Origin of the sequence: Streptomyces sp. SID1328, from assembly GCF_009865595.1 — a bacterium.
GTDB lineage: Bacteria > Actinomycetota > Actinomycetes > Streptomycetales > Streptomycetaceae > Streptomyces > Streptomyces griseoluteus.
The window spans coordinates 1-10837 of record NZ_WWKH01000410.1 but is presented as its reverse complement, the minus strand read 5'-3'; the positions used below and the strand labels follow the sequence as shown (position 1 = coordinate 10837).

Genomic DNA, 10837 nt, shown 5'->3' with positions numbered 1-10837 from the left:
GCGCCGCAGCGGGCGCTGCATGAGCCGTCCCGCCATGCCGTGGAAGTCGTCGGTGGGGGCGTGCAGCCGTACGTGGTCCAGGGGGTCGAAGTCGGGGACGGGCTCGCGGGTGGCGCCGCCGAAGGCGAGGGGCTGCCAGACGTCACGGATGCGCATGCGCAGGCCGGGGACGGCGGCGGCGCGGGAGGCGAGCAGGTCGGCGGCGTGTGCCCCGGCGGTGGGTGACTGGGTGGCGAAGACGCCGAGCGCGCCGAGGTGCATGGGGTGCCGGGCGGACTCCATGTTCCAGAAGGCGAGGTCGAGCGGGGCGAGCGGATCGGAAGTCAAGGGCGTGCCTCGCGTCGTCGACGGGGTGGGCTTTACCCGAGTCAATCCCCGAACCCCGATTACGGTCAAGTGCTACCAGGTCACGCACAGTTAACAACGGATAAAAGTCCCGCCCCCGGAGAGGGGCGGGGCTCGGCAGACCCTCAGGTCACCTGAGTGCCGGGGGTGCCGCCCGGGGTCCGGTGCCCCACTCGGACGGGCGCGGGCCGACCGTGAACGCGAGCGTCCGCAGCGAGCGCAGGGCGCGGGTGGTCAGGTAGGTGCGGTCGTGCGCGGTGCGGTCGGTGCGGACGCCCTGGATGTAGCGGTCGGCCGCCGAGGTGCCGGGGGCGGTGACGGTGAGGCCGCCGGTGGGCCAGTAGCGGCGGTCCAGGGTGAGGTCGACGCGGTCGAAGACGGGGGTGGACAGTCCCCAGGTGTCGTAGCCGGGCTGGACCGGGAACACGCCGATGGACGACAGCACGTTCCAGGCCGACATGGTGCCGAGGTCGTCGTTGCCGGTCATGCCGGCCGGGGTGTCGGTGAACAGGGTCAGCGCGGCGTGCACCACGTCGGTGGTCTTCCAGGGCTGGCCGGTGGAGAGGTAGGTGTAGGGCGCGATCAGGTCGGGCTCGTTCTGCGGGTTGTACTTGTCGGCGTCGTAGTAGTCGTACGCGTTGCCGTGCACCCACACCCGGCGGGCGGTCGTCCCGGGGTCGGCGAGGAGCCTGTCGTAGGCGAAGAAGGAGTCCAGGCGCCGTTCGGCCGCCTGCTTGCCGCCGATCAGGCCGATCATGCCGGGGAGGTCCTGCGGGACGAGCCACTGGTACTGCCAGGACGTGCCCTCGTGGAAGCCCACGCTCTTCGCCGGGTCGGCCGGTCCCGTGAAGGTGCCGGAGGCGTCGCGGGCGCGGAAGAAGCCGGTCGTGGGGTCGAAGACGTTGCGGTAGTTCCGGGACCGGGCCGTGTAGCGGGCGGCGTCGTCCGGGTGGCCGAGGGCGCGGGCCATCTGGGCGAGCATGGCGTCGGACAGGGCGTACTCCAGGGTGACGGAGGCACCGAAGTGGTAGTCGGAGTCACCGGCCTTGGCGTACGGGCGGCCCTTGACGTACGGCGCGAACCCCTGGGCCAGGTACTCGGCGTTGGACTCCCGGCCGACGCCCGGATAGGCGGCGGGCGGGACGCCGTCCGCGTTCTTCCGCAGGGCCCGGTAGGCCCGGTCCTCGAAACCCTTCAGCAGGCCGAGGTGGAAGGCGGTGGTCAGGAAGGGGGTCACCGGGTCGCCGGTCATGATGTTGGTCTCGACGGGACCGTATCCCCACTTGGGCAGCCAGCCGCCGTCCTCGTCGATCCGTACCACCGAGCGGGCCATGTCGCGGGCCTCGCGCGGGGCGAGCAGGGCGAGGAGCTGGGCCTGGGTGCGGTAGGTGTCCCACAGGGACCAGTTCTGGTAGTAGGTGAAGCCCCGCGCGTGGTGCGGTTTCTGGTCCCAGCCCCTGTAGCGGCCGTCGGCGTCGCTGCCGATGTTGGGCGCGAGGAACGAGCGGTACAGCGAGGAGTAGAAGGTGCGGCGCAGCGCCGGGTCGCCGCCGCGCGCCCGGACCGTCGAGAGCCGCCTCTCCCACGCCTCGCGGGCCCGCCGGCGCACGCTGTCGAAGGAAGTCCCGCCCTCGGCCCGGAGGTTGGCGGCGGCGCCGCGCGCGTCGACGTACGACAGCGCGGTGGTCGCCTCGACCGTCCGGTCCTTCGTGGTGTCGAACCGGACGTACGCCCCGCCCGTCCCGGTCCGCGCCCCCGCGGTGACCGCGCCGGAGTCCCAGGCGCCGTAGCCGGTGAAGGGGCGGCTGAACCGGGTGACGGTGTACACGGTGTACGGGCCGGTGTCCCGGCAGAAGCCGTGGCCGGAGATCTTCGTGCGTACGGTGCGGTCGTCGAGGATCTCGACCTCGGCGCCGCCCGGCTTGTGCAGCGACTGGGCGGCGTTGAGCAGGACGTTGGCCTGCGTGGTGGCCGGGAAGGTGTAGCGCTGGACGCCGGTGCGGGCGGTGGCGGTGAGTTCGGCGCGGATGCCGGTGCCCAGGCCGACGCGGTAGTAGCCGGGGCTCGCCTCCTCGTCGTCGTGGGAGAAGGCGGCGGCGTAGCGGGCGTTGTCGGTGGCGGTGACCTCACCGGTGGTGGGCAGCACGGGCAGGTCGCCGCCGATGCGGCAGCCGACGCCGGAGACATGGAGCAGGGAGAAGCCCCGGATGTGGTCGTGGGTGTGGTCGTAGCCCGTTCGGTGCCCGGTGTCCGGGGAGAGCTGCACCATGCCGAAGGGCACGGCGGCGCCGGGGAAGGTGTTGCCCTCGTTCTGGGTCCCGATGAACGGGTTGACCAGATCGGTGAGGTGGCCGTCGGACGGTTCGGCGGCGCCGGCCGGGGTGGCGGCCAGCGCGGACGCTGCCATCACCCCGGCCAGGCAGAGCCGGATGCGCCGGGTCCCTCTCATGTCGGATGACCTCCGCTGGTTCGACGTCGTTGCCTGCATCGTGCGGGGCGAACGGCGTGAACTCAGGGATCCGGGACGGTTCGAGGGCGGCGCGTCGCGGGTCCGCCGGTTTCCGGCGGCGGGTCAGGTGACGAGCTGGCCCTTGCCCAGGGCGATCACCCCGCCCCGGGAAACGGTGTACAGCTCGGCGTCGCGGTCGGGGTTGACCCCGATGGTCGCGCCGGGCGGGACCTCCACGTTCTTGTCCAGCACCGCACCCCGCACCACCGCGCCCCGGCCGACGCGCACGTTGTCGTGCAGCACCGAGCCCTGGACGACCGCGCCGGGGTCGACGCGCACGCCGGGCGAGAGCACCGAGCGGCTGACCTGACCGCGGATCAGGCAGCCGGCGCTGACGATGGAATCGCTGGCGATGCCGCCCGCGCTGAACCGGGCCGGGGAGAGCTGGTTGGCGTGGGTGTAGATGGGCCACTGGGTGTTGTACAGGTTGAACGCGGGCCGCTCGGCGATCAGGTCCATGTGGGACTCGTAGTACGCGTCGAGGGTGCCGACGTCCCGCCAGTAGCCCTGGTCGCGGGTGGTCTCGCCGGGGACGTGGTTGTCGTGGAAGTCGTAGAGCTGGGCCTCGCCGCGGCCGGTGAGCTGGGGGAGGATCGAGCCGCCCATGTCGTGCGCCGACTGCTCGTCCTCGGCGTCCCGCTGGAGGGCCTCGATGAGGACCTTGGTGGTGAAGATGTAGTTGCCCATGGAGGCGAAGACGCTGTTCGGGTCGTCGGGCAGACCGGGCGGGTCGGCGGGCTTCTCCAGGAAGCGCTGGACCATGCGGCCGTCCGAGCCCGGTGTGATCACGCCGAACGACGAGGACTCCGCGCGCGGCACTCTGATGCCGGCGACGGTGACGCCCGCGCCGCCCTCGATGTGCTGGCGGAGCATCTGCCGGGGGTCCATGCGGTAGACGTGGTCGGCGCCGAACACCGCGACGTACTCGGGCTGTTCGTCGTGGACCAGGTTGAGCGACTGGAGGATGGCGTCGGCGCTGCCGAGGTACCAGCGCGGGCCGAGGCGCTGCTGGGCGGGGACGGGGGTGACGTAGTTGCCGAGCAGGCTGGACATCCGCCAGGTGGTGGTGATGTGCCGGTCCAGCGAGTGCGACTTGTACTGGGTGAGCACGCAGACGCGCAGCACGTCGGCGTTGACCAGGTTCGACAGCACGAAGTCGACCAGGCGGTAGGTGCCGCCGAAGGTGACCGCGGGTTTGGCCCGGTCCGTGGTGAGCGGCATCAGCCGCTTGCCCTCACCGCCGGCCAGTACGATCCCGAGAACCGAAGGACCTCCTCGGCGCATGGCGCCTCCCCTCCCCTTGGTTGATCCCACTGATGCCCTGGTGGGCGGCGGCTAAGCCTGCTTGCGGATCTCCTCGTACAGTCCCGCCGTGCGCCGGGCCACCGCGTCCCAGCCGAACTCCCCCACCGCGCGGGCCCGTCCGGCCTCACCCATCCGCCGCGCGGCCGCCGGGTCGGCGAGCGCATCGTCGAGGGCGCGGGCGAGGTTGCCCTCGAAGTCGCCGTCGGTGTCGACGAGGAGGCCGGTGCGGCCGTGATCGACGACCTCCGGGATGCCGCCGACGCGGGAGGCGACGACCGGGGTGCCGCAGGCCATGGCCTCCAGGTTGACGATGCCGAGCGGCTCGTAGACCGAGGGGCACACGAACACGGCCGCGTGGGTGAGGAGTTGGACGACTTCGGCGCGTGGCAGCATCTGCGGGATCCAGAACACCCCGGCCCGGACGGCGCTGAGTTCCCGGAAGCGGTCCCGGAACTCCCGGTCGATCTCCGGGGTGTCGGGGGCGCCGGCGCAGAGCACGACCTGGGTGTCCGGGTCGATCTGCCTGACGGCGCGCAGCAGTTGGGGAACACCCTTCTGCCGGGTGATGCGGCCGACGAACAGCACGTACGGCCGCTCCGGGTCGACGCCGTGCCGGCGCAGGGCGTCGGTGCCGGGGTCGGGGCGGTACAGGCGGGTGTCGATGCCGTTGTGCACGACGTGCACCCGGTCCGCGTCCAGCGCGGGGTAGCAGGCGAGGATGTCGTCCCGCATGGCCCCGGAGACGGCGATCACGGCGTCCGCCGACTCGATGGCGGTGCGCTCGGCCCAGCTCGACAGGGCGTAGCCGCCGCCCAGTTGCTCGGCCTTCCAGGGGCGCAGCGGCTCCAGCGAGTGCGCGGTGGTGACGTGCGGGATGCCGTACAGCAGCTTGGCGAGGTGGCCGGCGAGACCCGCGTACCAGGTGTGGGAGTGGACGAGGTCGCTGCCCTGCAGGGCGGCGGCCATGGAGAGGTCCACTGAGAAGGTGCGCAGGGCGTCGTTGGAGCCGTCGAGCACGGGCCACGGGCGGTGCCGTACGACGCCGACGCCTCTGCCCTCGCCCCAGCAGTGCACCTCCAGGTCCACGAGTTGGGCCAGCTCGTGGGCGAGGAACTCCACATGGACGCCCGCACCGCCGTACACGTCCGGGGGGTACTCACGCGTCAGCAGTCCCACTCGCACCCGGTGACTCCCTGGGTTTCGGCGGCAGTTCCCTTCATGGTCACCCAGAAGCGGCGCGTGGGGAAGAGCCCGGCGGGCGGCTGAAGCAGCAGTCCCCGCAGACGCCTCCGCCGGGGACCCGGTAGTAGAGGCAGCAGCTCCGGCGGCGGAACCTCGTGCCCGAACGGACTCCGGTGTCCCGCAACAGGGGGTGCGCGAAGAGGGCATGGGTGAGGTCGGCCGCTCTCCGGGCCACATCCGTACGGCTGTTGACGCGGGCCCACTGGTCCAGTTGCCGAGCCGCTCCGGCGAGGGCGGAGGCGGCGTTGCCCCACAGGAGGCCGGGGGCGACCCCGTACCGGCGGGTCAGGGTTTCCCCCAGGGGCCGCAGGTGAGCATGGAGCACGGTGTCGGCGAGTGTGCGGGGGTCGCCGGGCAGCGGGCGGACCTCGGTCAGCCAGAGGTCGTCGGGGGCGGTGGCGGCGGCGTCCCAGCGCAGCAGGCGCGGGTCGAGGTCGGGCACCCGGCCGTACAGCGCGGCGCAGGCGAGCGCGGCCGACCAGAGCCGGGCGGCCAGCCCCTGCTGGGCCAGGGAGGCGCAGACGCGGGGCTCACGGACGCCGAGCCGGTCCGCGACCACGGCGACCCGGTCCGCGACGGCGTCGGGCTGAACAACCGCCGACTGGCCCGCGTATGTCTGGTCGAGAGGAGGTGCGCTCAGGTCTGCGGGGCTGCCGGTGCGCAGGACGAAGAAGCCGCCGAGCGGGCGCAACGCGGTCAGGCCGGGATCGAGTTCCACGGTCAGAACTTCTACCAGTCCCCGGAACACGGACGTTCGGTCACCCGCCTTGGGGATGAGTGGGGCGCATTCGTACTCCATCGGCAGTAGGACGCATTGCGTGCTCAGGGACGACGACCGAGCGGGCGTGAGCGGGCAGAGTGTCCGGCATGGAAGCCGACCGTGCCCTGAGCCGGGCCCGCCTGCCGCGAGGGAGCCGCAGATGAGCGCCCTCGCGTTGTCCGTCCTGCTGTCCTTCGTCTCCGCCGTCGCGTACGCGGGCGGTGCCGTCGTGCAGGAGCGCGTCGCGGACTCCTGCTCCGGTGAGCGGTTCGCGCCGCTGCGCCGGCCGGGGTGGTGGGCGGCGCTGGGGCTGAACGGCCTCGGCGGGGTGCTGCATGTCGTGGCGCTGGCCTTCGGCCCGCTGAGCCTGGTCCAGCCGCTGGGCGCGCTGACCATCGTCTTCGCGCTGCCCATGGCGGCGCTGTTCGTCGGCCGGAAGGCAGGGGCGACCGCCTGGCGGGGCGCGGTGATGGCGACGGCCGGTCTCGCGGGCCTGCTCTCGCTGGTCGGTGCCTCCGAAGCGGGTTCCCTGGGCCCGGCGCAGCGGACGGCGCTGGCGCTGGTGACGGGCGGTGCGATCGTCGCGCTGATGATGGCGGCACGGGCCGCGCACCGGCATCCGGCCGTGCGCAGCGTGCTGCTGGCGACCGGCGCGGGCGCGGCGTTCGGCATGTCGTCGGTGTTCACCAAGACGGTCGCCGTCGACTGGAGCGCGGGCACCGGTCTCGCCGGGCTGCCGTCCCTCGCGGTGATCGCCGTCCTCTCGGCGGCCGGGGTGTTCCTCTCCCAGTCGGCCTACCGGGACGGCGGGCTCGCCGCACCGCTGGCCACGCTGACCGTGGTCAACCCGGTGCTGGCCGCCGTCGTCGGCATCGTCCTGTTCGGCGAGACCTTCCGCCACGGCACCACGGGCACGGTGCTGGCGCTGGGCTGCGCGGTGGTGACGTGCGGCGGCCTGATCCTGCTGACCACGGAGCGGCTGGGCGGCCCGGCCGCCCCCGAGGCGCCAGCCGCCCCCTCGGCCACCTCACGCGTACCGGGTGCGAGGTGGCCGGTGGACCCTGCCGCCCCGGTACTCACGTCCGTGGACGCCGAGCCCGTGCGGGAGGGGGTCGGCGGGAACACCCCCGCCGACGCCCGCTCCCTGCCCGACGTCCCCCTGTGCGCCTGACCGTCAGAGCTGGGCGCCGTGCGCCCGGAGGTAGGCGACCGGGTCGACGTCGCTGCCGAAGCCGGGGCCGGTGCGCACCTCGAAGTGCAGATGGGGACCGGTGACGTTGCCGGTCGCGCCGGACCGGCCGAGGCGCTGGCCGGCGCTGACGCTCTGCCCGGACCGCACGGAGATCGCGGAGAGGTGGGCGTACTGCGAGTAGCGGCCGTCACTGTGCCGTACGACGACCTGATAGCCGTACGAACCGCCCCAGCCGGCCGAGACCACCAGGCCGTCGGAGATGGCGTGGACGGAGGTGCCGGTGGGCACCAGGAAGTCGACGCCGGTGTGGTAGCCCTTCGACCAGTGCGAGCCGGCCGTGCGGTAGCTGGTGCCGATGGAGGCGTGCACGGGGGCGACGACGGTGTGGCCGGAGTGGCGCGAAGACGTCTTGTGCTCGGTGGCGGCCTTGCGCTGCGGCTTGGGCGCGGCCTTCTTCTCGGTCTTCCGCGGCTGCGTCCGGTGCTTCGGCGCGGCCGTGACGGGCGCCTTGGCGGCGCCGTGCAGGCTGAGCCGCTGGCCGGGGACGATCAGGTCGGGATCGGCGCCGATGACCGTGCGGTTGTCCTCGTACAGGCCGCGCCAGCCCTCCCGCACCCGGTGCTCCCCGGCGATGCCGGACAGCGTGTCGCCGCGCACCACGGTGTACATCTCGGCGCGGCCGGCACGGGACTGCGGGGTGGTCTGCGGGCGTACGTCCTGGGCGGCGGCGGGTCTCGCCTGGCTCTTGACCGATCTGGCCGGATGGCTCGGCGCGCTCTCGACCTGGGGTGCGTTCCCCCCGCGGGCGAGTCCGGCGCACGGGCCGCAGGCGGGCCAGGCGCCGGGGCCCTGGCCGTCGAGGACCTTCTCGGCGACGGCGATCTGCTGCGCCCGCGTGGCCTGGTCGGCGCGGGGCGCGTACCGGGTGCCGCCGTACGCCTCCCAGGTGGAGCGGGTGAACTGGAGGCCGCCGAAGTAGCCGTTGCCGGTGTTGATGCTCCAGTTGCCGCTGGACTCGCAGGCCGCGACCTTGTTCCAGGTGGAGGCGTCCGCCGCGTCCGCGGTGCCCGCCGCGACCAGCGGAATGGCGAGTCCGGCGCCGCCGGCGGTGACGGTGAGTGAGGCGCGGTTGATCCTGCTCGGCTGGTACCGGCGATGCCGGCCGCGTACGGCCATGGTCCGAAATCCCCTCGACATGCGTCAGGAGGGGCAAAAGTAAGCGCCGGGAACAGGCCAGGACAAGAGCGGAATCCGGCCTGTCAGGGTTTCAAGTGGCCGGAGACGGGCGTTGGTTGAGGTCGCAGCTTTCCGGCACCCCGTGAAGTGAGCCGAGAGGGGTACTGCGTCCGTACCCATGCCTGGCGAGCCGGATGTGCGCTCGCCGGGGCGGCGCGACAGGATGGGCCGCAGGGCCCCCACCGACGGAGCCGCAGCAACGACGCAGCTAGGGAGCAGGCGGTATGAGCACACACGCGCAGATCGGCGTCACGGGCCTGGCGGTCATGGGCCGCAATCTCGCCCGGAACTTCGCGCGCAACGGCTATACGGTCGCCGTCCACAACCGCACGGCGTCGAAGACGCGCGAGCTGGTGGAGGAGTTCGGGGACGAGGGCGAGTTCGTGCCGGCCGAGACCGCCAAGGAGTTCGTGGCGGCACTGGAGCGCCCGCGCCGGCTGGTGATCATGGTGAAGGCGGGTGAGCCGACGGACGCGGTGATCGAGGAGTTCGCGCCGCTGCTGGAGCCCGGCGACATGATCATCGACGGGGGCAACGCGCACTTCGCGGACACCCGGCGGCGGGAGCGGGAGCTGCGCGAACAGGGCATCCACTTCGTCGGCACCGGCATCTCCGGCGGCGAGGAGGGCGCGCTGCACGGGCCGAGCATCATGCCGGGCGGGTCGGTGGAGTCGTACGACTCGCTGGGGCCGATGCTGGAGAAGATCTCCGCCAAGGCGGACGACGGCGGGCCCTGTGTGACGCACGTGGGTCCCGACGGCGCCGGGCACTTCGTGAAGATGGTGCACAACGGCATCGAGTACGCCGACATGCAACTCATCGGCGAGGCCTACCAGTTGCTGCGCGATGTCGCCGGGTACTCGCCCGCCGAGATCGCGGACATCTTCCGTACCTGGAACCGGGGGCGACTGGACTCCTACCTGATCGAGATCAACGCCGAGGTGCTGTCCCACGTGGACGCGGAGACCGGCGAGCCGTTCGTGGACGTGGTGGTCGACGAGGCCGAGCAGAAGGGCACCGGACGCTGGACGGTGCAGATCGCGCTCGATCTGGGCGTGCCGGTGTCCGGCATCGCGGAGGCCGTCTTCGCGCGGTCGTTGTCGGGCCACGCGGCGCTGCGGGAGGCTTCACGGGACCTCGCGGGGCCGAAGCCGACCCCGCTGAGCAAGGAGGAGGCCGCCGCCTTCGCGGACAAGGTGGAGCAGGCGCTGTACGCCTCCAAGATCGTCTCCTACACCCAGGGCTTCCACGAGATCGCGGCCGGCAGCGCGGAGTACGACTGGGACATCGACCTCGGTGAGATCGCCGCGATCTGGCGCGGGGGCTGCATCATCCGGGCCGCCTTCCTCGACCGCATCCGGGCGGCGTACCACGCCCGTCCCGACCTGCCGAGCCTCCTCTCCGACGAGACCTTCGCCCGCGAGATCGCCGACGCGCAGGACGACTGGCGCGAGGTCCTGGTCGCCGCGACCCGCCAAGGGGTCCCGGCCCCCGGTTTCTCGGCGGCGCTCGCGTATTACGACGCCCTCCGCGCGGACCGCCTGCCGGCGGCTCTGACCCAGGGCCAGCGGGACTACTTCGGCGCGCACACGTACCGGCGGGTGGACAAGGAGGGGTCCTTCCACACGCTGTGGGGCGGGGGGCGCGAGGAGGTCTCGGCGTAGGCCTCCGGCGGTTAGGCGAAGGGTGGCCGGCCGGGGCTGGGTGGAAGGCACACCGGCCTGGCGGGCCGCCTCGCCGCGATGACGTGCGGCGCGGCTCCGGGCTGGGGCCGCGCCGCTCCCGTGCGGGGGGGCGTTTCGCGAGGCGCAGTCCGGTGGGCCGACGCAGGCGGCCGGGCTCGGAACCGGCGCGTGGAACGGGGCCGATGAGCCACCCCCTACGGGTGCGGACGCATCCGCAGCGGCCACTGCGGATCGTGGCCACTGCGGATGCGTGCCGGGGGGCGAGTCGTCCTGGTGACGGCGCATGCGCGGCGGAGCCGCGACGGACCGGGGTCTCCCCTGGCCGTCGCGGCTCCGGTAGTTCGCTCGGGCGCGCCGGAGAGCCCGGCCGTGGACTCCGGTCGACGTCCGCCCCGTACCCCTCAGTGGCTCAGCGGGGGTCCCGGCTCCGGGCTCGGCACGGGCTCCGGTCCCGGTGGGATGGGCGACGGGGAGGGGCCGGGCGGGACCGGGCCGGGGGCCGGCGGCGTGGGGCCGGGTGCCGGAGGTGTGGGCTCGGGGGCCGGGTCCGGGGGTGGTACCGG

8 protein-coding genes are annotated in these 10837 nt (G+C 73.0%); 2 read left to right on the top strand and 6 right to left on the bottom strand.

Annotated features, from left to right (window positions below; translation table 11 throughout):
* From GT030_RS12155 to GT030_RS12135, 5 genes are all read right to left on the bottom strand, one after another.
* Positions 1-327: wax ester/triacylglycerol synthase domain-containing protein (locus GT030_RS12155; RefSeq protein WP_272920687.1), on the bottom strand; the 327-nt coding region annotated here is incomplete at its 3' end.
* A 148-nt stretch (positions 328-475) separates the two neighbouring features.
* A complete protein-coding gene (locus tag GT030_RS12150; protein ID WP_161201118.1) occupies positions 476-2794 on the bottom strand; it encodes a GH92 family glycosyl hydrolase in 2319 nt (772 codons plus the stop codon).
* A 123-nt stretch (positions 2795-2917) separates the two neighbouring features.
* The gene (glgC, locus tag GT030_RS12145; protein ID WP_086693729.1) at positions 2918-4138 is read right to left on the bottom strand and encodes a glucose-1-phosphate adenylyltransferase; all 1221 of its coding nucleotides are present in this window, start codon (positions 4136-4138) and stop codon (positions 2918-2920) included.
* A 51-nt stretch (positions 4139-4189) separates the two neighbouring features.
* Positions 4190-5341: a glycogen synthase gene (gene glgA, locus GT030_RS12140; protein ID WP_161201117.1), complete on the bottom strand. Its 1152-nt coding sequence runs from the start codon at positions 5339-5341 to the stop codon at positions 4190-4192.
* A 40-nt stretch (positions 5342-5381) separates the two neighbouring features.
* Positions 5382-6119: a (2Fe-2S)-binding protein gene (locus tag GT030_RS12135; protein ID WP_161201116.1), complete on the bottom strand. Its 738-nt coding sequence runs from the start codon at positions 6117-6119 to the stop codon at positions 5382-5384.
* 202 nt (positions 6120-6321) lie between these two features.
* On the opposite strand from GT030_RS12135, the gene GT030_RS12130 reads away from it, so the two are divergent.
* Positions 6322-7332, top strand: coding sequence for a DMT family transporter (locus GT030_RS12130; protein WP_202459997.1), 1011 nt, complete (start codon positions 6322-6324; stop codon positions 7330-7332).
* 3 nt (positions 7333-7335) lie between these two features.
* Here the strand turns inward: GT030_RS12130 and GT030_RS12125 are convergent, their stop codons facing one another.
* Positions 7336-8529, bottom strand: coding sequence for a transglycosylase family protein (locus GT030_RS12125; RefSeq protein ID WP_161201115.1), 1194 nt, complete (start codon positions 8527-8529; stop codon positions 7336-7338).
* 284 nt (positions 8530-8813) lie between these two features.
* Here GT030_RS12125 and gndA point away from each other — a divergent pair, with 284 nt between their 5' ends.
* On the top strand, positions 8814-10253 hold the full coding sequence (gndA, locus tag GT030_RS12120; protein ID WP_161201114.1) for an NADP-dependent phosphogluconate dehydrogenase: 1440 nt from the start codon (positions 8814-8816) through the stop codon (positions 10251-10253).
* Positions 10254-10837 lie beyond the last annotated feature (584 nt).

What these genes read in the sequence shown, in the direction of transcription:
- GT030_RS12150 (WP_161201118.1), bottom strand. Translation starts at nt 2,794, where the DNA reads ATGAGAGGGACCCGGCGCATCCGGCTCTGCCTGGCCGGGGTGATGGCA.
- glgC (WP_086693729.1), bottom strand. Translation starts at nt 4,138, where the DNA reads ATGCGCCGAGGAGGTCCTTCGGTTCTCGGGATCGTACTGGCCGGCGGT.
- GT030_RS12130 (WP_202459997.1), top strand. Translation starts at nt 6,322, where the DNA reads ATGAGCGCCCTCGCGTTGTCCGTCCTGCTGTCCTTCGTCTCCGCCGTC.
- GT030_RS12125 (WP_161201115.1), bottom strand. Translation starts at nt 8,529, where the DNA reads ATGGCCGTACGCGGCCGGCATCGCCGGTACCAGCCGAGCAGGATCAAC.
- gndA (WP_161201114.1), top strand. Translation starts at nt 8,814, where the DNA reads ATGAGCACACACGCGCAGATCGGCGTCACGGGCCTGGCGGTCATGGGC.